We start from the raw sequence: 21,887 nt of genomic DNA on the forward strand, positions 1-21,887 counted from the left end.
TCACACTCATAGATTCTTATTATTAAAATACGAATAAAGTCGCCCTAACTGCTGGCGACTTATTCTTTATATTTTTGTTGAGCAGTAAGTCGTTTAGAACTGATGATCTGCTGTATCAGGATTTAGGTTACTTACCCCAATAATACTTGCCGCTTTTTCAATTTCAGCCGTTTGCTGCACTAACGCCATAATAGATTTATTCACCAACGCATGGCCGGCTTTATTATCTGTAGCAATAAGTTGATCAAAGTGTTGGTTATCTTTTTCAGCTGAATCAACCAGTGTTCGGAGTTGAGCGCGAGTTTTATCAAATTCAGCTTTAATTTCAGCCGCGGCTTTCTTATCTTTCGCTGCCACTAGGTCATTAATACTTGGACCTGTTAACACTTCACCATTAGTACGGGTGTAAGTACCCGTGTAAACGTTATAGATACCTTGCTCATTGTAGTAATGCGAGTTATGGGTGTTATCTGAAAAACAATCGTGCTCGTCTTCCGTTGAATTGGCTTCTAATGCCACCTTCATACGCTCACCAGCAAGCTCACCTAATGAAAGAGAGCCCATACCAAATAGCATTTTACGCAAACCGTTATCTGCTGATTCTGCTAGTAGTTCACTACGGTAGTTCTTCGCATCTGTTGCTGACCACTGCTTTTCCATCCATTGCAGATCGTTAATCAACAGTTGAGAAGAAGCCGTTAAATAATCAGCACGGCGATCACAGTTACCGTTAGTACACGCTTCGCCTTTTACAAAATCTGTAAATTTACGATCGCCAGCGCCACTCTTAGTACCGTTAAGATCTTGTCCCCATAATAAGAACTCAATCGCGTGATAACCAGAAGCCACATTTGCTTCAGAACCGCCTAATTCATTTAACCCAGCAATCAATTCAGGCGTGATCTTAGTAACATCAATCTCTTTATTACCCACATTCAGGGTTTTGCTTGCTACGATATTCGCTTTTGCACCTTCATTACCAAGCTCGTGTTGGTAATCATTCGCTACGTAGTCAATTAAACCTTCATCTAACGGCCATGCATTTAATTGTCCTTCCCAATCATCAACAATACCGTTGCCAAAACGGAATACTTCAGATTGTTGGTAAGGAACGCGAGAAGCTTTCCATGCGGTACGTGCTGCTGAAAGTGTTTTTTCAGAAGGATTAGCAACAAGAGCAGCAATCGCTTTATCTAAATCTTTTGCGGTCGTTAATGCATCACTATAAACACTGTGTGCAAGATCAGCATAATGCGTCACCACCTCTTGCTTGGTTGCCGCTAGTGTCACGGTAGGCAACGTAAAAATCGCTGCTGCAATCAGAGTGTGAGTCAATGTTTTGTTCATTAAAGCGCCTTCCTTGTTAGAGCGTTTCTTAATAAAATCAAGAATAGAAATCTAATTGATAATTGTTATTATTTACAATAATATCAGATTGGTAACATTTTGAAACACATCAGCCGCATTTAATGATAATAATTTGCATTTAATTTTTTAAAAAAACCATAACTCGAACAGATATAACGATTATCTCGATGTTTTTCACGTATAATCTTTGCTATAGCTAGCGTAATCATACATATTGCAACATTGAGATTTATTACCGCAGTGATAAATCTCAACACGTAATATGCCGCTGTAAGATTTGGAGATTTACATGGACAAGCACGAAGAAGTACTGATTGCTCTTCGACAAATTATTCGCGCTATCGATCTGCATTCAAGAAAATTGAACAAAAACGCAGGATTGACAGGGCCTCAATTAGTTTTGATGCGAGCGATTAAAGCATCAGGTGAAGAAGTAACTATTCGTCAGCTTTCTAATAATACTAATATGAGCCAAGCAACGGCTACGACCATCCTTGATCGACTAGAAAAACGCGGTTTAGTGGTACGTCAGCGTAGCCAATTAGACAAGCGAAAAGTGCATGCTCACCTTACCGAAGATGGCTTAGCGCTACTTGAAAAAGCGCCATTGCCGTTACAAGATAGCTTTATTTCTCAATACCAAGAATTGGACGATTGGGAACAATCACTGTTACTGTCATCAGTACAGCGTATTTCAACCATGATGAATGCCGAGCACCTAGATGTCGCTCCTCTACTTGAAGTAGGTAGCATTACTCAGCAAGAAAAAACCAAAAGCGAATTAGAAGAATAACTCGCAGATATCATATTGATTTAAAATATAAAAACCGATCAACTGATCGGTTTTTTACTTTCTCTTACTTGGATGTTTTTACAGTGTTTGGAAACGTCCACCGTCCATCTATACTATCAGGTTAGCTTGATAGATCCGAACCATGAAAGCGGCATAATCACTCGCTAAATTTTCTCTGTTTAGCTCATAAACCACCACTAGCGAAACATACCGATCCTTCATTTCTAGGAGGGTATCTGTACTCCAGCAACAACATCAGAACACCCGCCATATAAAGTGTCTCTTGATTCATTCTAATCATTGATTGCGGTTCAATCGATGTTGGTGTGTCTTAACTGATACCCATGATTCACGCCTTTTACTCATTTCTGAATATCGATAAATTTTGCTGGATTCAACATTCGTTCTCAATTCTATCGTCATTGACAGTCCTAACCTATCTAAAGCTAAAGAGTGCAATCAGCCAATAATCAAGAAAAAAACATAGAAAGTTAAAACAAACTAACCCCCATCTTTAATGTTTCGATTTGGTAACAAAACTTAAATTAGCAATAAAAAAAATGAGATCTCAATCACCCAAGCATTTTGGGTTAGAAAATCATAAAAACATCAGGAACAAAGTGACTCACAAAAATGATCCATATCGTACTTTAAAACATAAAATATTAAGAAAATCATAACCAAAGAGAATGCAAGCAAAATTCTTAAGTTACATAAAAGTCCCTATATTAGTCACTCGAATCATTAAGCTATGTATGTACACATTCATTAAAATTTGAACACAACACCATTGTTTTTTTGTACGAAATCAGTGAAAATTTGCAACGAACATCATCATTTTGCAACAAAATACAACATGTGTTTTACATTGCTTTCTTTTGCCATTAAATTGCAGTCATAAACCTTATGAACAAAAGAAGGAAATCAGACACGGTTAATATCTATAACGCATAACAAATTTCTAAATTTTGTTTACACGTTAAATAATTACAAATCAATAATAAATATTTGACAATTCTTTTAAAGCAGTCTTCTGATTTTCATTACTGGATTAAATGAAAGTAGTACAAGGTCAGGGAGGAAAAATGAAGATAACACGTAGCAGGAAAGTTGGGATAACGATCCTTGCAATATTATCAGTAGCACTTTTAACGTTTCTATTTACTAGCAGTAACATGGTTCTATTCGATTCAAAAGGTTCGATTGGCCAAGCCCAGTCTACACTGATCATTACATCAGTACTTTTGATGGCGATAATTATAGTCCCTGTTTTGCTGATGTCCGTGTATTTCCCTTATAAATACCGTCACAGTAATAAAGATGCGGAATACAAACCAAATTGGGAGCACTCCACAAAAATCGAAGTGATTGTGTGGGCCGTTCCTTGTTTAATCATTCTTGCGCTAGGTTGGATCACTTATCAAACCTCATATTCTCTCGACCCGCGTAAAGAGATTGCGTCTGAAGAAAAACCGTTGACTATCCAAGTTGTTGCAATGAACTGGAAATGGCTGTTTATCTACCCTGAACAGCAAATAGCAACGGTTAATGAAATCGCGCTTCCTGTAAACCGCCCAGTGAGATTCTTAGTTACATCTGATACCACGATGAATTCATTCTTCATCCCACAACTTGGTAGCCAGGTGTACGCGATGGCTGGGATGGAAAATAGACTTCACCTAATGGCAGAAGAAGAAGGCGTTTATCGTGGCATTTCTGCGAACTATAGCGGCTTTGGTTTTACCAACATGAAGTTCAAAGCACACGCTGTAGACAATGCCGACTTTGACCAATGGGTTCAAAAAGTAAAAACATCCGACAAAGTATTGAACGACAGTAGTTACGACGTACTGACAGCCAATGCTAAAGAGCAAATTAAAACAGCTCACCCTGTGACTTATTTTGCTTCTGTCGATCCTCTTCGATTCAAAGATATCATTGAAAAACACGCGGGAGTCCAAAATGGCTTATAAAGGCGATGTCTACGCCGATCCGGATCCTATCTTCGGCAAACTAAATTGGGATGTAATTCCATTTACAGACCCAGTCATATTACCTGTTATGCTAGGCGCTCTTTTGGGTGGACTAGCACTTGTGGCTGCAATCACTTACTACGGTAAGTGGAAGTATTTATGGGAACAGTGGTTTACTTCCGTCGACCATAAGAAAATCGGTATCATGTACATCATTGTTGCGGCAGTGATGCTTTTCCGTGGTTTTGCTGACGCCTTCATGATGCGAACCCAGCAAGCAGCAGCAACCATCAATGGAACGGGTTATTTACCTCCAGAGCACTACGACCAAGTCTTTAGTGCCCATGGTGTAATCATGATTTTCTTCGTTGCCATGCCATTCGTGGTTGGCCTGATGAACATCATCGTTCCACTTCAAATTGGTGCACGTGACGTAGCCTTCCCATTCTTGAACTCTTTGAGCTTCTGGCTATTTGTTGTTGGTGCAATTCTGATTAACATGTCTCTGTTTATCGGTGAATTCGCTGCAACAGGTTGGCTTGCTTACCCACCATTATCTGGTATGGAATACAGTCCTTGGGTAGGTGTCGACTACTGGCTTTGGGCGCTACAGATCTCTGGTATCGGTACCCTACTGACCGGTGTTAACTTCGTTGTAACCATTATTCGCATGCGTGCACCAGGTATGAAACTGATGCAAATGCCTGTGTTTACATGGACATCGCTATGTGCGAACGCACTGATTGTTTTGGCTTTCCCAATTCTGACAGTAACGTTAACGCTATTAACACTTGACCGTTACATTGGCACCCATTTCTTCACCACAGATATGGGCGGTAACGTAATGATGTACGTTAACCTTATCTGGGCATGGGGTCACCCTGAAGTATACATTCTGATTTTACCTGCTTTTGGTATCTTCTCAGAAATCACAGCGACATTCTCACGTAAGCGTCTATTCGGCTATGTCTCACTTGTGTGGGCAACAGCCGTTATCATGATTCTGTCATTCGTGGTATGGCTACACCACTTCTTCACCATGGGTGCAGGGGCAAGTGTTAACGCCTTCTTTGGTATTGCTACGATGATTATCTCTATTCCAACCGGGGTTAAGATATTCAACTGGCTGTTTACTATGTACAAAGGTCGCGTTGAGTTTTCAGCGAGCATGTGGTGGACAATTGCATTCCTAATTACCTTCACAATTGGTGGTATGACAGGTGTAATGCTTGCAGTTCCAGCAGCGAACTTCGTACTGCACAACAGCTTGTTCGTTATCGCTCACTTCCATAACGTAATTATCGGTGGTGCGCTATTCGGTTACTTTGCAGGTTTCACTTACTGGTTCCCGAAAGCAACGGGTTTCAAGCTAGACGAAAAACTAGGCAAGCTTTCTTGTCTTCTTTGGACTATCGGTTTCTTTGTAACCTTCATGCCAATTTACGTTCTAGGTTTCAGCGGTATGACACGTCGTCTAAATGTTGCTGATAATCCTGAATGGGCACCACTACTTTGGATCTCTGCATTTGGTGTATTCATCATTGCATCGGCTATTGCGACTCAGTTCTACCAAGTTTACGTAAGTATTCGTGACCGTAAGCAAAACCTTGATCTTACTGGTGACCCATGGGATGGACGTACGCTTGAGTGGGCAACCTCTTCGCCACCAGCGTTCTACAACTTCGCAGTTCTCCCTAAGATTCACGACCGTGATGAGCACCACTATGCAAAAGAGAACGGTTTAGCGTACAAAGCGCCTGAACGTTACAAGCGCATTCATATGCCGAAGAATACTTGGGCAGGTGTTGTGATCAGCGCATTTGCATTAACACTCGGTTTTGCTTTTGTATGGCACATCTGGTGGATGGTAATCGCTAGCGGTGTTGGTATTTTGGCGTCATGGATTGCATACAGCTTTGAGCGCAACAAAGACTACTACGTTGAAGTTGCTGAAGTTGAAGCAATTGAGCGTGCACATCTAGCACGTGTTTATGGCGAACAAGGTTCGACAAGCGAAGAAAACAAAGACGAAGATCAGGATGAAGATGATTCGTCTGACCTAAAACCTGTTACGGCATAGGGACTGACAGCAATTATGACTACAGAAGTTAAACATACATTTGAACCAAACGTCGCTGCTCAGTCACATGGCGGTCATGATCACGACGATCATGACCATCATGATTACGCAGGCGATACAGTCTTTGGTTTCTGGATTTATATCCTTAGTGACTGTTTATTATTCGGTACGCTTTTCGCAGTGTTTGCCGTTTTCTCAAACAGCTTTGCTGGACAAATTGAGCCAACTGAACTGTTCAACTTAACTTTCGTTGCTGGTGAAACTGCCCTACTTCTTCTAAGTAGTTTCACTTTTGGCATGGCAATGCTTAAGGCGAACAAAGAAGACATGAAAGGTATGCTCAAGTGGTTGGGCATTACCTTTGCGCTTGGTCTGTCTTTCTTAGTAATGGAACTTTATGAGTTCTGGCATTTCAGTAATGAAGGTGCCACTTTCCACAGCAGTGCATACTGGTCATCTTTTTATGCACTTGTTGCAACGCACGGCCTTCACGTCTTTGCTGGCCTGATTTGGATGATTGTTCTATTCGTCCACTTCAAGCGTGATGGTTTTTCTGAAGATAATAAGACGCGTCTAGCTTGCCTGAGCTTATTCTGGCACTTCCTAGATGTTATTTGGATCTGTGTATTCAGCGTTGTTTACTTGATGGGGGTATTGTAATGGCTAATTCATCTGAGCACGGCCAAGGTGGACAGGCTCACGGTAGTGTAAAAGAGTATTTAAATGGCTTGATTCTATCCATCATTCTAACTGTAGTACCTTTTGTTATGGTGATGGCTGGAATCGGTTCTAAGCCGCTAATTATCGGCGTAATCATGGTTTTCGCCGTCGCGCAAATTTTTGTTCAACTTGTTTACTTTTTACATATGAACACCTCATCAAAGCAGATGTGGAATACCTCCTCCGCTGTTTTTGTTGTGGTAATTGTCGCAATTATCCTCATCGGTTCGTTGTGGATTATGGAACACCTAAATCACAACATGCTGATGGGTCACTAATAGGGTTACAGGATGTATAGACCTTATCTAAAAATCACCAAACCCGGTATTATCGGCGGCAACTTAGTTGCCGCCATCGGTGGTGTGCTTCTCGCTTCTCAAGGCAATATCGATTGGCTATTACTACTTGCTGTTTGTATGGGTACTAGCCTAATCGTTGCGTCTGGCTGTGTTTTCAACAACGTGATCGATAAAGATATCGATCGCTTAATGAAACGCACCTGTGAACGAGAGCTCGTTAAAAATGTTATACCTGTATCTCATGCGCTTATCTGGGCTACGGTATTAGGTTTATCTGGCTTTTATATACTAAGTCAATTTACAACAACGGTTGCATTGCAATTTGGTGTGCTCGGGTTCGTTGTTTATGTCGGTTTATATAGCCTTTATTACAAGCGTAAATCCGTTTACGGCACATTGATAGGCGGACTTTCAGGCGCATGTCCTCCGGTTATCGGTTATTGCGCAGTAACAGGTCACTTTGATGCAGGCGCTGCAATCTTATTCATTACTTTCTGTATCTGGCAACTTCCGCATTCCTATGCCATTGCCATTTACCGATTTGATGATTACAAAGCAGCATCTATTCCCGTTCTACCTGTAGAAGTGGGTATCGCACGTGCTCGTTTACACATCATCGCTTACATTATTGCCTTTGCTGTTGCTGCTTTAGCACTTAACTACCTAGGTTATGCGGGTAGCTGGTATGCACTGGGTGTCGGTTTAGTCAGTCTTCACTGGTTATATATTGCCAAAGTGGGCTACCAAAAAGTGCCAGATGCGCAATGGGGCAAGCAGATGTTACTTTGCTCAATCGCTAACATCATGGTGTTTTGTTTACTTATTTCTCTCGACTTTTCAGCGGGAGACCTATCAGAAAATTATCAAGCTAGTAATACAGTAGTTTCTACTCTGCTGGAGCGAAGTTAATGACGAAAAACCCTGTAAAAATTGTGCTCCTTCTTGGAGCACTTGCCCTCGCTGGCATTTTCGCGCTTTACATAACTAACAGTACAACCCCGATTGGAGATAGACAGAAAGCACTGAAAGATCTTGGCGGTGAATTTCAACTAAATAGCCGTGATGGCACCGTCAGCCTTGGTCAATTTAAAGGACAAACTGTCGTTCTCTACTTTGGATTCCTAAACTGTGCTGAAGTCTGCCCTTCTTCTATGGGCGTGATGTCGACAGCTTTTTCTATGTTGCCACCTGAAGAATATGCCAACGTACAAGGTATCTTTATCAGTGTCGATCCAGGTCGTGATGATCTTGATTCTCTTGACAAGTTTGCTAAGTATTTTGATAAACGCATTAAAGGGCTAACAGGAACAAAAGAAGAAATAGACGCTTTAACAGAACAGTATGGTGTTTACTTTGATTTAGTTGATATGGCGTCTTCTGAACTTAGCTACACCGTAGACCACGCTTCTCGTTTCTATATTATAAACCCAGAAGGAAAGCTGGTTGATGCAATGAGCCATACAACGACACCTATTGAACTAGCTGCTGGTATTGACCGTGCACATAGCAACGCGCTTGCTAAAAACTAAAATTTATAGGGAAAATAATGAAAAAGACCGTATTATCGATCGCGTTGGCACTGGTTGCATTCCAAGCTTCTGCACACGACCACAGTGCCCATGACACTGCAGTGGCTGACACGAAGACATACCATCAAGTACAAACCGTTAATGACGTCCTTACGATTGAAAATGCTCGTGCTAAAGCCACTATTCCAGGGGTAAAGGTTAGCGCAGGTTATATGAAGATCACCAACGATACCGATGAGCCTATCCGCCTTGTAGAGGCAAACTCATCTATCGCAAAACACACAGAGTTCCATCGTATGTTTATGCGTGATAGTCAGATGGCGATGCGTAAAGTTGATGCTCTTGAGATCCCTGCAAATGGTTCTATTGAGCTAAAGCCAAAAGATTACCACCTAATGTTTATGGGTGTTAAAGAAGCTTTAAAGCCAGGCCAAGAAATCAAAGTGACTTTAGTTGCTGACAACGGTGAAAAGTTTGACGTGCAACTCACTGTTATGCCGATGACCAAGTATTGATTCGGAGTATAAATATGAAGTTATTTGCTTGTGTGCTAGGTTCGCTACTCGCGTTACCCAGCTTGTTTAATATCGCTCAAGCGAAAACATCAATGGACAGTATTCTTGAGAGCCAAGCTATCCCCTGCTCTTCTGAGCTAAGGGATTTGGCAACAGTCTCGTTAAAAGATAATCCTCATCGAATGCTGCCTTACGTGAGTAAGTCTGATGATGTGCACCTTTTCAATGCACTGGCTGTAACCACTTATCGTGATCGTCAAAGCCATGTGACTTTTCATGGTGTGAAAAATATCGAAGGTGGATGTGACACTTCAGTCACTGAAAGTTATATTTTGCAAACGTCTTGTGCAGACGCTCGCCATGAAGCTTTTAGCAAATGGGATTTCGAAGGGAAACTGAATGAACATACCTATGTGCTAAAGAGCAAAAAAATCAAAGGCAAACAAGCGTTTCTTACCGAGCAGTTCTCAAACTTTTGCTTAGTAACAACACGACAAGTGATTAGTAACTAACTACAGTCATAATCAATATCAATGCCCTGTTTCTTGATTATTCAAGTACAGGGCATTTTTTTATTCGTCACGCTACAAAGCATGAACGTTCGCTGTGCCACATTATGGGGTGAATCAACTATCACGATTCAATTGGATAACCGCTACGAGAATGTCGCAAATAGCTTAGAAGGTGAAGCGAGGTTCCCTATCGATATTGCCAAAGAAGCTTACACGCGCAATAACATAGCGATGAACGCGATCCCAATGCGAGGCGGCTATGATGGCGCAGTGTTGTCACAAAAAGGCTTACCTTGCCCTAACCTTTTCACTGGGGCACATAACTTCCATTCTATTTATGAATATCTGCCAGTAAAGTCGCTACATGCAGCCAGCTCTGTTGTAACAGAGATAATCAAAATCACCTGCGAGCGATACTGTCAATAAGCTAATAAACTTATTGCTATGACGTTTAGTAGCCTCTGATTAATAAAAAAACCGATCGAATGATCGGTTTTTTATTGAAGCTAGAGTTAGCTTGTTTTTGGACATTTCTGAGTTACATACTTTGCTTAATTAGTAAAGTATGTCTTATCTCAAGCCCTACGAATACAGCCAGTCCATAACAATCACTCTAACTTAGTGACCTCGCGCACCACTAGACTGTATTATTTGTCAGTAACAGTTCTATAATGAAACTTATTACTCGGGATATGTTCTTTTCGTTGCATCAAATTGACAATTTTAACATTTTCACTGTGCTTCAAATACTTATAAGTAAAATATCTAGCAACTTTAGCTTCATGCGTAGACAGAATTACTTGTTTCCCTTTGAAGTCATTCCGCAATACTTCAACCAATGAAGACATATTTATATCATCCATTGTCTGAACAGGATCGTCGATCAAAACACTGCCAAAATTAGAGGCATATACTTTATGCAAAGCTAGAGTCAATGCGATAACAACTGCTGATATCTGCCCTGAACTCATAGTATTGAGAATATCATGATCACTTTCCCAATTAGAAACAAGCCGCACATTTTTTAACTCATCATCCCCTGTAGGGTCTTTGATGAAGATCCCCTGACCAAGCCCTGCTTGATGGGATTGAAGGATTTTTCCGGAGTAGATATAAAAAGGGATCTCGATATCGGTAATTAGCTGCTTCCTGTACTGCTTAATCTTTCTTTGCAAAATTTTAATCAGACAGCCCAAATCTATCATGGCTTTTTCCAATAACTTTTGTTCTCTTACAAGCTTAGAAAATTTCTCTGATATTTCTTTCAAAGAGCTGAAATAAAGGCTCTTGATATATACCTCTTTCTGATCTAGTTGAGAAATACTCACCAGATCCAGTTTCACATTCTGGCTGTTAAAATAATCCCTATATATTCGTTCGAATATATTTTCACCATTGGCCTCATAATAGTTTTCAGGAGCTGTACCAATAGCAGAGCGTATACGTTCGCAAAGATGATCTGTAGCCTCAATAATAGTATTTCTACCTCCCTCTACAGGAAAATTAGTTGCTAACAAATCATCATGCAGAATACCTTCAGACAGAAGCCAATCTCGAAGTTTGCCAAAACGCTCTGTCATAGATAGCGCCCTAGAAAACGCAAGAAGATCCTCCTGAGATGGAGGTAATATTTGATCTAGATAAACCGTACATGCTTTCACTAAGGGAGAAATATATGTGCTATTAAAAAAATCTCTAGAAGCAACTAAAAGCTTATCTTGTCCCTTCAACTCTAAACGGAGTAGCTCTCCATGCTGAGATATTACTTGAGACAACGAATCATGAGACTGGTAATCTTGTCCACAAAGCAAACATGAAGACTCATCTGGTATCTTCTGAAGTCCAGCGGACATGGCACTATGATGTTTAATAAGTTCCGAATAAATGGAGCTAAATCCGTTTGTTTTTCTTTCTTGCTCGATAAGAGATTGTAGCGCCGATTTAAATGCATCGACGTCCTCAAGCCCCAATATTTGTAAAATCGTATCAATGTTCTTAACAGTAGATATCTTTTTGGGATCGCCACTTCTGATAATAACTTCGAAACTCTTAATGATTTGATACTTTTGACTTCGCGCGACATGTAAATCATGGTCATTGATAGAATTGAAATAGCCTACATAAGATTCAAGTACTTCCCTCTGACGAATCGCGTTTTCAAAGCTTCGACTTCTAAGAAAATAACGTTGATGCTTAAGAAAGTTTTTAATGTTGATTATCTCTGCCAAAGAGCTGTTAAGTTTCTCTTGGTTCAACTCTGGTATTTCAATATCGTCCCAGAAAGGACTTTTGTTAGCTTCAGCCAACCATGGAAGAGCATAAGCATGAGGCTCATAAGCTCCTGTTGATATATTTTTTGTACTCTCATCAATTTTGTACAGTTGCTTGATAGTATCAATTTCTTTGCTTTTGGTTTTTTCCGACGTCTTCACTTTTCCAAGAATATCTATAAGCCTGCTGAGCTTTTCATCAGCCTCGCGAGTATCACCAAAAAGTTGTGCTAACTTTTCAGCTCGCTGTGTCTCGCTGTTGCCCTTTAGAAATCGTGACGTATCTTCTTGCTGTATATAATGGAATAAGTGAAAGTCTCGCTTAAAATCGTTACTATCTAGGTACTGATCCAAGGCTAACTGACTTGATGGTACTGGTTGTCCATCAACTATCTCATACAACTCCCAAAGTTCAGCAAATCTAGAAATTTTTTTAGAACTGTTAGGTACTGATTTTTTCAACTTCCTTTTGAATATTTTTACTTTGGAATCACTGTCTTTAAATTCTAGTTCTATTTCAACATGTCCTTTTCCCTGATGCGCAACAACTACATCTGTGGGATTTTGACGACCATCCAAGGATATAAGACGAGTCAATTCTCCAGTCAACCCTAACTCGATACCATCAAATACCGATGTCTTTCCATACCCATTAGGCCCATCAAGCAAAACTAAGCGATAGTTCTCAAAATTAATGGTATATGGCTCTTCACCAAATATTTTAAAATTCTTAAAGGTGATTCTATTTAGGGTAATCATACTAAACGCCCCCAGATCATTTCCACATTCTGGACGCAATCACTTTCAGTCCACTTTACATCCAAATTGGTTAATTGGTTGTAGATTGAAGCTAATTCAGGTGATAACGAAATATCAATATCATTAAGAAGATTGCTAAGTTGCTGCTCTTGAGGGATATAAGTAATAAAAGGTAATTTGAGTGCGATCTTTAAAATTAGTGAGTAATGGTCTTTTTGAAGCTTGTTATTCTCTTTAAAATCAAGGAATCCTTTGCCACTTTCTGCATTAATTATGTTATTTATGGCATTAACAGTTACCTTCTCGATTTGCTCTTGAGTTATATAATTCTGTAAAGCCTGCACCTCCTCTTGAGAACTAGCTATTACATTTTTTTTAAAGTTATACTGATCCTCTTCAATCATCAGTATTGTTTGTCTACTAATTTTATCTTCTTCATGACAGAGAAGCAGTGTGCAATTTTTTTCAAAGGTTTGATCTACTTTACCCGAGTGGCTGATTGCTTCGAACCAGTCCTGAACTTGGTTTTCCAGAAGACGTTGTGCGTTACTATCAGACTGCGTGCGAAGTTGTACCGTGACAAAATATTCTTCTCGCTTACTATTGGTTAGTGGGCAAAATAAGTAGAGGTCTGCCACATCTTGTTGTAGCACGAGTGCGACTTGTTTGTATCCATTGCTGGAGAGTATGTTATTAATAATATTAATCATTAGTTTAATGCTTCCTTTGCAGTAGATATGGGCACAAGTGTTATATGTTTCAAAATATCGTCTCTTTTAGTTCGAGGATCTTCATCTTCAGCCAGTGGTGCATCCGTATGGGCCATCGAAGTTGGACAAAATGTATGGGCTTCTAAACCACTGTAAATCAGATTTTCAACCTCAAACAAAGTCTCACACACATTAGGATTTGATGTAATTTTTCTCTCTATTTGTGTAACTCTAGCGGTAGAGGTAATGGTTGTAGGAAGGAAACTCTTGTATGGTGGTGTCGTTGCACGATAACTAAAATTATATTTGGATGCGTTGTGTGAAGCTCGACCAAAATTAATTTCATGAAGGATTCTTATAAGTACATATCGGATACCTTGAAGATCCGTTGCAAAAGCATTTTTCATGTTATGGTCATGTGCTAGATCTATATGGGGACAGAAGCTTCGATAATATGCCCATAAATCCATAGGGCTAAGGTTTAAAAGAAACTTACTTGCTTCCTTTAGATTACAAAGCACGTTTTCTTCTGGGTAGGTGTAATCATCGGGATCACTTATATATTCATCTATCTGATAGGCAAATTGATTTTTAAATTCATATGCCAGATATTCATCACCAATATCTTCATGATCATTTTCAAGAGCTTTAACAATTTCATTAAATGCTATTGATATTTTTTCTTCTTGTTGCTTAGTCTTATGGCGTTGGATTATGTATCTATCCATCATGCCTAAAAAGAAGTGAAATGTTTTCTCTAGCTGTTCTGCTGTACATGTAATATTGTGAGCTTCCAATGCTATTGAAATTTCGGACTTAATCTTTTCGTTGATTTCCTCAAGCTCACAAAACCTATTACCATCATCATACAGATAGCTATCAAGCCTATTTATTGCGTCGTTCTGCCCTCTATAAATAGAATTTAAAATTTCAAATAACTGAACTGCAGTAGAGCCCGGAAAGGCCGCCTTCAATATAGCTGCCTGCTTAGGTTTATTCCTATCTGTAGATACCGCTTTTTCTATTATCGAACTTCCATCCTTTGGATTTGTGTTTCTATATTGATCTAAAAGAACCTTTAAATCATCCTTAATAGAATTTTCAAGATCTGGGAGATTTGATTTTGAATTAATTTTCTTCCAAGTATGAATTTTTCCGATGACTCTTGGTTGTTTATACAGTTCTAGAGTTATTTCAAGTAGAGCATCAGAATATTTACCATAAGAGCTAGAGTTATACGCTTTAACTTGATGGACTGAGACAGAGTTTCCATTACACAATATTTCAAAATCTTCATTGTCTTCCAGCATCAGAGCATGGTCTGAAAAATCTGTCCCTACGGGGTCTGCATTAATTAACGTTAAAGCATAGTAAAGTGCTACTTTGCCTTGGTAGTTAAAACCACTCCAAGAAGGAGACGCGTCAAAGGCCATCAAGAAACTCCCTAATAGCAATAATTAAAATTTCAAATAGATTTCTTAGTAATCCCCCCAACAAAAACAATAAATAAATGTACACCTATATTGTTTATGTCTAGAAATGAATACAAAGGCAGCGCATTGTGTCACTCCCCCCACTTTAATGTCTATGCTAACTAACTGATAATTTGTATGAATTTATAAAATCTAAACTCAATGAGCTTTAAACTAAATATAAGCCATCAATAGTATGCACCCATATCATCAACTGTTTAATAAACATTCGTTTTAGCAAAAATCTAGCCTTAGCCCCCATCATCCTCTATCATCAATTCCTCTCTTTCATCAATGGAATGAACTATGTTACTCGAAGGTATTGAAACCTTATTAGTGTTAGCGGAAGAAGGCACCATGAGCCGTACGGGTAGCCGTTTGTATATCAGCCAATCCGCCGTGAGCAAACGGATAGCCAAGTTAGAGGCGACATTGGGCACTAAGCTGATCATTCCTGCAGGTCGATTAATTAAGCTAACCCCTGACGCCCATGCGCTGATTAACAATGTAGGGCCGAGTTTTAATGAAATTCGAGGGCTGATTTTTGAACATCAGAATTTAGACGATCAAAGCATTATTACGATTGATTGCTCTGAAACCTTAGTCGCGGGTTATTTATCACAGGCGATGGGGCAATATTTCCAGCACGATAAATACATTTCCATTACCACTCACCATACCCCTGTGATTGTCGAAAACGTGCAATCTGGTAAGGCTTCAATTGGCTTTTGTGCGGGACATCTACCTGCAAACTATAGTTTTATTGCCGAGCATTTAATCGATGAGCCTTTTAAGGTGGTATTTAACCAACCCTTAACGGCATTACCGAAAGCGTTAGTGGTCAATGATTTAAAAAACCCAGCCAATTATTCTCAAGCAGCAATATTGCAAAAAGTAGGGATTGCACCATTAATGGAGATGGATTCTTACACTGCCGCAGCACAGTTAGCCTTGGCAGGTATGGCACCAGCACTTGTGCCTCTGTCTATTGTGAACACGCTAAAGATTGAAGATAGGTTCTGTTTTGATTTTGAAGCGTTATCTGGCTTAACTCGCCCTATTAACCTGATTTATCGTCAAAATAGTTACAAGCTACCTAGGGTCAAAAAACTGGTTAAGACTATCACTGATGTTGTGATCCCAAAAACAATATAACTGATCGCTATCCCGCGAGTAAAAACGCTATTTATTCGCGCTTAACTGCCCTAGCGTGACTTTGTTTTTACCTTTTTTTTTAGATACATATAGCGCTTCATCAATACACTTCATCACGCTGGTTATTGTGAAATCTGGGGTGGTGAATTCACATAACCCGACAGACGATGTCACTGAAAAGTGAGTATCACCAGAGGTAATACGATGCTGTGACAAGGTGTGAAGAATACGTGTACAAATTTCTTGGCCATGATGACTGTCGGTATTTTCCATTAACAACACAAACTCTTCACCGCCCCAACGCGCAATGATATCGGTGGAACGTAAGTTCGATAAACAAATGTTGGCAAACGCAACCAGTACATCATCACCAACATCATGCCCATAAGTATCATTAACCTGTTTAAAGTTATCGATATCGAATATCGCAATACTGTAGGTTTGGTTGTTGGTTAATGTTGAAATAGCGTCTAGTTTTTCATTTAACAAGCGCCTGTTGGGTAGATGTGTTAACTCATCGGTATATGACGCTTTTTGCAGCATCATATTCATATCAAGGATAGAGTTCTGGCTCCGTTTCAGGTACATCTCGCGCTTATAGACATAAATGCAGATCAAGCAAGAGAGAAAGTAAAGCAAGCACCTTAAATAGAGACTGTTGTCTTGGTAGTTTTTTTGTTGGTTTTGAATAACGAACAACCACTCACCATTCGGCACTTTGACGGTAAAAGAGCTATCGGTTTTTTCGCAACTCTTTTCTATGTTATTAAAAATAGTTAATCGATGGCCATCTGGGTTAAAGCCAAGGATTTTATAATAGCTCTTATTTAGCGCGAGTTTTTCTCGAAATGTATCAAGGTAACTGATCGCATTTACAAACCCTGTAAACTCTTTTTTTTCATTAAATAAGGGTAAGCGTAGAATAAACGCCAGTTTGCCGTTTTGAATAAGCTTAACGGGGCCAATTAGGCTCACACTTCGGTTTTCAATGGAAAGTAATACGCCTTTTTTGCGCTCTTTAATGTGGTTAAGTTCGTGCCCTATCGCGGTATTTTTTGTCTGGTTAGGATAAATATCGGTAATAATACCTAAAGGCGCATATTGAAGTTCTGAAATAACATCGTTATCAGCCATTACTTTTTTAGCTATTACATCAAATGCTTTCGTATTTTTACTATTTTGAATATTTAATGAATAACTTAATGCTTTAAGGCTAACAACCATACTATTAATTTGTTCATTAATTTTTGTTGTAATGGTCTGACTGATATTTGCAGTATCTTTGTTGATTAATAAATCATGTTTCTTTTTGTTATTAAAAAAGAACAACTCGATAACAATTAACAGTAATAATAAAGAAAATAATATAGCAAAGCTAGAATGCGTTATTCTCACTTTAAATTTGTTATCCATAATGAATCGCTGCCAGCATTAGAGTTGAAATATCAATCGCTTAATCGCACAAATATACTTCATTTCGAATGAAATTAATATCTTATGTGCAAAAAACAAAACAATTTCTTACAACGCTAGGATTTATTTAGAATCTTAAAGAGTAAAATATTTAATTATTATGATTTAGCCTTTTTTTATTTGTTATTCCTATCATTTTTCTTATCTCTTCTTTTATGTAGCACATATGCCACGCTAAATATATGTATAGTGTGGCATGCATTTTATTTACTAATTTTAGAAACCAATAAATTGAAACCATTGTGGGTGTTGATCCCAAAGCAACTTAATCGCCATAATCATCGACATGATAATAACCATTGGACGAATAAACTTTTGTCCTTTATTAATCACAATGTGCGCTCCTAATCGCGCACCAATAAAACCACCAGCTGCCATAATTAAACCCAGTTTCCAAAGAGGTAGCCCCGCGATAATAAAAAAGATAAGCGCAGCGATATTAGAAGTGAAGTTTAATATTTTGGTTCTTGCAGTTGCCTCAACTAAGCCAAACTTGGCAATCGCAACGAAACAAATGGTAAATAAAGAGCCGGTTCCTGGGCCAAAGAAACCATCATAAAAACCTATGGATGTACCCACAGCAAAAGCAAACATCGCTTCTGATAGTTTTGGATCGCCCTGCGGTTTACCGATATTAGGGCTAAAAAGAAAATACAGTGATACAAATATTAATAAAAGAGGAATAAGACTGGTTAATGTACCTGCATCAATATGTTGAACCAACAACGCGCCAATCGCTGAGCCTGTAAAGGTACAGGCTATAGCTAGGCGCATGTCTTTAAGTTTCACTAATCCATTACGGACAAAATACAGTGAGGCTGAAAAGCTACCAAATGAGCTTTGTAATTTATTGGTAGCAAGTACTTGTGCTGGCGGAATACCCACCGACAATAAGGCAGGAACGGTTAATAACCCACCGCCACCAGCAATGGCATCAATAAAGCCGGCTAATCCTGCGACAAAAAACAGTAGTACGAAGATCTCTAACGTTAATTCCATTGCAACTCACATTGTAAGTTATTCTTTAATATCGTGATATTAACGTTATGAATAAAAATACAATAGAGAAAAACAAGACGACAACCTATTCCAACTTGGAATAGGTTGCCGATATCGAAAATGATTGCTCAATGATTACTTTCTGTTACGGCACATTTCGGCGGGGAAGGAAAGCTGTACCATGATGTAACGTTTGAAGGTTTCTTCATAAGGTTGGTCGTCTAACGCTTTTTGCATACACAATAGCCAAGCATCTTTTTCTGCTAAACCAATATCTAAATGACGGTGTGCGCCCGGTATATTGATCGAACCATACATTTCTGCGTAACGAGAAGGGCCACCCATCCAGCCGACTAAAAATGTGGTGAGTTTCGCTTTAGATTCCGTTAAATCAGGGTGATGCATAGCACGTACTGTAGCAGCAACGGGCAAGGTATCCATATAGTGATAAAAGGCATCCACTAATTGTTTTACACCTTGCTCACCTCCCGCCGCTTGTAAGGTGCTGTCTCCCACCCCATATACGGGCGCTTTGGCTTTCTTTACACCTGAAAACTCATCTTGCTCTGGGTATTCTGAACTATCCAATCTCGACTCACTGTCTTTTACTGCTTTTGTTTATTTTATTATATCTAAAAAAAAATAAAGAGCCCTGTTACTGGCTCTTTATTGTTTGCTTGATGTCACAGCAATGGTTGATTTACTGCTGCTGTTATTAAGCCTTAAGTCACATAAATAGGCCCACTGAATGACGTCACAGGTGGCACTTCGCCAGTGAATTTTTCAATATCAACAACAACGGTATTGGCACTGGTTGCTTGCGCTAACTGTGAGGTTGGAATATCAATGGTAACGGTATTAGGATCGCCATAAGTATCAATCGCACCAATGTCGTTATTCAACGGCCCAAACCATGCCCCTTCGTAAATTCTTATTACGCCTGTTGGGTAATCTTCCGATAATACCGCCCCTGCTAATAATTGCCCGCGATCATTAAAGACTCGAACAATATCACCGTCTTTAATGCCTTTTTTCTTAGCATCATCGGGATTAATATAAACGGGCTCATGATCTTTTACTGCATAGGTATTACGGTATTTTTCCGAATCACACATTTGTGAGTGTAAACGTTTATTGGGATGGCAAGATTGCAGCCAAAATGGAAATTGCTTCGATTTCGGCCCACCATGTGAACGCTCTTCTTTTTCAAACCACATTGGGTGGCCTTGGCAATGTTCATAGTTATAGCGCGCTATTTTTCGACTATAAATTTCAATGAACCCTGACGGTGTACCCAGTGAATTGATTTCAGGATCTTTTCTGAACGCTTCGTGGCTTACGTAGGTTTGGTCGGTTTTAAATTCGACGATGCCATTTTTCCAAAATTCGTTAAATTCTGGCATTGGGTTACTATTTTTGTTTGCCTCACGACAATCATTATACAGCTGATGTATCCACTGCATTTCTGTCATGCCGCGAGTATATTGCTTACTTTTCCCAAATCGTTCGGTGAGTTCGGTGAAGATCTGAAAATCTGTTTTTGATTGGTATAAGGGATCTATCAATTTATGCATCGCCAATACACCAGAGGTAGAATACGTGCCGTATTGGTCGAGATCATTACGTTCAAACTGCGTACATGCCGGTAATACGATATCAGAGAAACGACACGTTGGCGTCCATGTGTAATCAATATTGACGACGGTTTGTAGCTTTCTAAACGCTTCTTTCATTCGGTTACGTTGTTGATGGTGATTCCATGGATTACAGCCACTAAACACCATCATTTTAATATCGGGTAATACGACGTTACCGCCGTTAAATTTGATCTTTTTCCCCGGTTCCATAATCGAATCAATCCAACGAGCAACAGGAATAACTGAACTATAACCTTTGAAATCATTGTTATTCCAAACTGGCACTTGCCCTTCATCGACATTTCGTGGAAAACCACCTGGCCCTGCTGCGGTACTAAATGGCAGCCCAACACCACTATAGAAATGAGAATAAGACACCCCACCACCGGGTAAGCCTATTTGCCCAAGCATGGATGCCAACACGGCTCCCATCCAATACGGCTGTTCACCATGTTGCTGGCGCTGTACTGCCCAGCCAAACATTATCATGGTGCGATCTTTCACTAATCGACGAGCAAATTTACGAATGTCGTCGGCTTTAACACCACAAATTTTTTCTGCCCATTCTGGGGTTTTCTCGATTTTATCTTTGCCAGTACCAAGTAAGTACGGCAAAAATTCGTTAAACCCTAAGGTATACGTTTCTAAAAATTGTTTATCGTAAAGGTTCTCTTTGTATAAGGTATGGGCAATACCTAACATGAAAGGAACATCGGTTTGGGGGTTCACGTATTGGTGTTCACAACCGAAATATTTTTGGCTTTTCGACACCACAGGATCGACGGATATCATGGTGATCTCGCCCTTCGCGACTTTGTCTTTTAATTGGGCGTAATAACCATAAGAGCCGTGCGTTTCACACTGCCAACCAATCTGGCTATTTTTGATCGGATCGTTAGACCACCAAATTAAGGTTTTGGTATCTTTTAAAATGGTTGTCCATGTGGTGGCTTGGGCATAAACCTCGGTTGAACCTAACACGTAAGGCAAAATAACTTGTCCTGCCCCTGTGGAATAGTCCCCCACTTTTTTAATAAAGTTGCCATGCATCCCCACCGCACGTTGCATGTGTGAGGTACAGCTTTGGAACTGTCCGGTTTCACGCCAGCCTGTTTGCCCCGCATGCAGTGCCCAAGGACCATAATCTTTTTGGATACGTTGTAATTCTTGGTAGAAGAGATCTAACGCTTCATCCCACGTTACTCGAATAAAGCGATTGTTACCTCGTGTTTCACCACTGTATTTGTTTTTCTTAAGCCAGTCTAACCGCACCATGGGATAACGAATTCTTGAAGGACTATAAATTAACCCTTTAATCCCGTTTAGCATATCAGTTGGATGCTTATCTAATTCAAAGGGTTTAATTTCTGCAACTTGACCGTTATAAATACGCGCTCTGAATGCTCCCCAGTGTGAACCTGTCACTTTCCAAATACCGGGCGGCTCTGTTGATTTTGTGACTTCTTCAGCAGCTTTAGCCGCTTGCATCAGCAATCCAGGACCAATAACAGAAGCGGCACTCGTAGTTGCTAAGCCTTGCAAAAATTTACGTCTACTCAGTGACATAAAAAAATTCCTCACGATTAAAACGTAAAAAGGCTGCTGAACATAATGTATGTTTAG

The 21,887-nt window shown here is 39.6% G+C and carries 18 protein-coding genes and 1 pseudogene; 11 read left to right on the plus strand and 8 right to left on the minus strand.

Annotated elements, in window-relative coordinates; genetic code table 11:
* Window positions 1–93: 93 nt before the first annotated feature.
* Window positions 94–1,347, minus strand: a complete 1,254-nt coding sequence (locus tag C9J46_RS00830; RefSeq protein ID WP_107290399.1) for an imelysin family protein — start codon at window positions 1,345–1,347, stop codon at window positions 94–96.
* Window positions 1,348–1,657: 310 nt separating this feature from the next.
* On the opposite strand from C9J46_RS00830, the gene C9J46_RS00835 reads away from it, so the two are divergent.
* From C9J46_RS00835 to C9J46_RS00880, 10 genes and pseudogenes are all read left to right on the plus strand, one after another.
* Window positions 1,658–2,161 carry a MarR family winged helix-turn-helix transcriptional regulator gene (locus C9J46_RS00835; RefSeq protein ID WP_005367205.1) on the plus strand — a complete coding sequence of 168 codons (504 nt, stop codon included), beginning with the start codon at window positions 1,658–1,660 and terminating at the stop codon, window positions 2,159–2,161.
* A gap of 1,085 nt (window positions 2,162–3,246) precedes the next feature.
* Window positions 3,247–4,134: a ubiquinol oxidase subunit II gene (cyoA, locus tag C9J46_RS00840; protein WP_107205779.1), complete on the plus strand. Its 888-nt coding sequence runs from the start codon at window positions 3,247–3,249 to the stop codon at window positions 4,132–4,134.
* Window positions 4,135–4,162: 28 nt separating this feature from the next.
* Window positions 4,163–6,214 (plus strand): cytochrome o ubiquinol oxidase subunit I, encoded by a 2,052-nt coding sequence (gene cyoB, locus C9J46_RS00845; protein WP_199187009.1) that lies wholly within the window; start codon window positions 4,163–4,165, stop codon window positions 6,212–6,214.
* A 15-nt stretch (window positions 6,215–6,229) separates the two neighbouring features.
* Window positions 6,230–6,874 (plus strand): cytochrome o ubiquinol oxidase subunit III, encoded by a 645-nt coding sequence (gene cyoC / locus C9J46_RS00850; RefSeq protein WP_107205777.1) that lies wholly within the window; start codon window positions 6,230–6,232, stop codon window positions 6,872–6,874.
* Complete coding sequence (gene cyoD / locus C9J46_RS00855; protein ID WP_005367198.1) at window positions 6,874–7,212, plus strand: cytochrome o ubiquinol oxidase subunit IV; 339 nt, start codon at window positions 6,874–6,876, stop codon at window positions 7,210–7,212. Before cyoC ends, cyoD begins: the two co-directional genes overlap by 1 nt.
* Before the next feature lie 12 nt (window positions 7,213–7,224).
* Window positions 7,225–8,142, plus strand: a complete 918-nt coding sequence (gene cyoE, locus C9J46_RS00860) for a heme o synthase (RefSeq protein ID WP_045082985.1) — start codon at window positions 7,225–7,227, stop codon at window positions 8,140–8,142.
* Complete coding sequence (locus C9J46_RS00865) at window positions 8,142–8,762, plus strand: SCO family protein (protein ID WP_107205776.1); 621 nt, start codon at window positions 8,142–8,144, stop codon at window positions 8,760–8,762. The genes cyoE and C9J46_RS00865 overlap by 1 nt, the downstream gene beginning before the upstream one ends.
* A 17-nt stretch (window positions 8,763–8,779) precedes the next feature.
* Entirely contained in the window at window positions 8,780–9,277 is a 498-nt protein-coding gene (locus C9J46_RS00870) for a copper chaperone PCu(A)C (RefSeq protein WP_107205775.1), read from the plus strand.
* 14 nt (window positions 9,278–9,291) lie between these two features.
* The gene (locus C9J46_RS00875; RefSeq protein ID WP_107205774.1) at window positions 9,292–9,789 is read left to right on the plus strand and encodes a hypothetical protein; all 498 of its coding nucleotides are present in this window, start codon (window positions 9,292–9,294) and stop codon (window positions 9,787–9,789) included.
* Between the two features lie 93 nt (window positions 9,790–9,882).
* Window positions 9,883–10,215: pseudogene (locus C9J46_RS00880) on the plus strand (peptidase T); the annotation flags it as partial.
* A gap of 221 nt (window positions 10,216–10,436) precedes the next feature.
* Here C9J46_RS00880 and C9J46_RS00885 read toward each other — a convergent pair.
* From C9J46_RS00885 to C9J46_RS00895, 3 genes are read right to left on the minus strand one after another with little or no spacing between them, the layout of a single operon-like run.
* Entirely contained in the window at window positions 10,437–12,818 is a 2,382-nt protein-coding gene (locus tag C9J46_RS00885) for an ATP-binding protein (RefSeq protein ID WP_233217604.1), read from the minus strand.
* The gene (locus C9J46_RS00890) at window positions 12,815–13,528 is read right to left on the minus strand and encodes an ABC-three component system middle component 1 (RefSeq protein WP_107290400.1); all 714 of its coding nucleotides are present in this window, start codon (window positions 13,526–13,528) and stop codon (window positions 12,815–12,817) included. Before C9J46_RS00890 ends, C9J46_RS00885 begins: the two co-directional genes overlap by 4 nt.
* Window positions 13,528–14,961, minus strand: a complete 1,434-nt coding sequence (locus tag C9J46_RS00895) for an ABC-three component system protein (RefSeq protein ID WP_107290401.1) — start codon at window positions 14,959–14,961, stop codon at window positions 13,528–13,530. The genes C9J46_RS00890 and C9J46_RS00895 overlap by 1 nt, the downstream gene beginning before the upstream one ends.
* A gap of 345 nt (window positions 14,962–15,306) precedes the next feature.
* Between C9J46_RS00895 and C9J46_RS00900 the strand changes: the two genes are divergently transcribed.
* Window positions 15,307–16,155: a LysR family transcriptional regulator gene (locus C9J46_RS00900; RefSeq protein ID WP_107290402.1), complete on the plus strand. Its 849-nt coding sequence runs from the start codon at window positions 15,307–15,309 to the stop codon at window positions 16,153–16,155.
* A gap of 27 nt (window positions 16,156–16,182) precedes the next feature.
* Here C9J46_RS00900 and C9J46_RS00905 read toward each other — a convergent pair whose 3' ends face one another.
* The 4 genes from C9J46_RS00905 to torA all read right to left on the minus strand — a co-directional run bounded on the left by C9J46_RS00905 (window position 16,183) and on the right by torA (window position 21,830).
* Window positions 16,183–17,568 carry a sensor domain-containing diguanylate cyclase gene (locus C9J46_RS00905; protein ID WP_107290403.1) on the minus strand — a complete coding sequence of 462 codons (1,386 nt, stop codon included), beginning with the start codon at window positions 17,566–17,568 and terminating at the stop codon, window positions 16,183–16,185.
* A gap of 276 nt (window positions 17,569–17,844) precedes the next feature.
* Window positions 17,845–18,627 (minus strand): TSUP family transporter, encoded by a 783-nt coding sequence (locus C9J46_RS00910; RefSeq protein ID WP_107205768.1) that lies wholly within the window; start codon window positions 18,625–18,627, stop codon window positions 17,845–17,847.
* Window positions 18,628–18,762: 135 nt separating this feature from the next.
* The gene (locus tag C9J46_RS00915) at window positions 18,763–19,215 is read right to left on the minus strand and encodes a group II truncated hemoglobin (RefSeq protein ID WP_107205767.1); all 453 of its coding nucleotides are present in this window, start codon (window positions 19,213–19,215) and stop codon (window positions 18,763–18,765) included.
* A gap of 134 nt (window positions 19,216–19,349) precedes the next feature.
* On the minus strand, window positions 19,350–21,830 hold the full coding sequence (gene torA / locus C9J46_RS00920; protein ID WP_107205766.1) for a trimethylamine-N-oxide reductase TorA: 2,481 nt from the start codon (window positions 21,828–21,830) through the stop codon (window positions 19,350–19,352).
* Window positions 21,831–21,887: the final 57 nt, after the last annotated feature.

This window comes from Photobacterium sp. GB-36, assembly GCF_003026135.1.
Taxonomy (GTDB): domain Bacteria; phylum Pseudomonadota; class Gammaproteobacteria; order Enterobacterales; family Vibrionaceae; genus Photobacterium.

Bases quoted from the DNA above. Each gene is read 5' to 3' on its own strand.
- C9J46_RS00830 (WP_107290399.1), bottom strand. From the start codon at position 1,347: ATGAACAAAACATTGACTCACACTCTGATTGCAGCAGCGATTTTTACG.
- C9J46_RS00835 (WP_005367205.1), top strand. From the start codon at position 1,658: ATGGACAAGCACGAAGAAGTACTGATTGCTCTTCGACAAATTATTCGC.
- cyoA (WP_107205779.1), top strand. From the start codon at position 3,247: ATGAAGATAACACGTAGCAGGAAAGTTGGGATAACGATCCTTGCAATA.
- cyoC (WP_107205777.1), top strand. From the start codon at position 6,230: ATGACTACAGAAGTTAAACATACATTTGAACCAAACGTCGCTGCTCAG.
- cyoD (WP_005367198.1), top strand. From the start codon at position 6,874: ATGGCTAATTCATCTGAGCACGGCCAAGGTGGACAGGCTCACGGTAGT.
- cyoE (WP_045082985.1), top strand. From the start codon at position 7,225: ATGTATAGACCTTATCTAAAAATCACCAAACCCGGTATTATCGGCGGC.
- C9J46_RS00865 (WP_107205776.1), top strand. From the start codon at position 8,142: ATGACGAAAAACCCTGTAAAAATTGTGCTCCTTCTTGGAGCACTTGCC.
- C9J46_RS00870 (WP_107205775.1), top strand. From the start codon at position 8,780: ATGAAAAAGACCGTATTATCGATCGCGTTGGCACTGGTTGCATTCCAA.
- C9J46_RS00875 (WP_107205774.1), top strand. From the start codon at position 9,292: ATGAAGTTATTTGCTTGTGTGCTAGGTTCGCTACTCGCGTTACCCAGC.
- C9J46_RS00885 (WP_233217604.1), bottom strand. From the start codon at position 12,818: ATGATTACCCTAAATAGAATCACCTTTAAGAATTTTAAAATATTTGGT.
- C9J46_RS00890 (WP_107290400.1), bottom strand. From the start codon at position 13,528: ATGATTAATATTATTAATAACATACTCTCCAGCAATGGATACAAACAA.
- C9J46_RS00895 (WP_107290401.1), bottom strand. From the start codon at position 14,961: ATGGCCTTTGACGCGTCTCCTTCTTGGAGTGGTTTTAACTACCAAGGC.
- C9J46_RS00900 (WP_107290402.1), top strand. From the start codon at position 15,307: ATGTTACTCGAAGGTATTGAAACCTTATTAGTGTTAGCGGAAGAAGGC.
- C9J46_RS00905 (WP_107290403.1), bottom strand. From the start codon at position 17,568: ATGGATAACAAATTTAAAGTGAGAATAACGCATTCTAGCTTTGCTATA.
- C9J46_RS00910 (WP_107205768.1), bottom strand. From the start codon at position 18,627: ATGGAATTAACGTTAGAGATCTTCGTACTACTGTTTTTTGTCGCAGGA.
- torA (WP_107205766.1), bottom strand. From the start codon at position 21,830: ATGTCACTGAGTAGACGTAAATTTTTGCAAGGCTTAGCAACTACGAGT.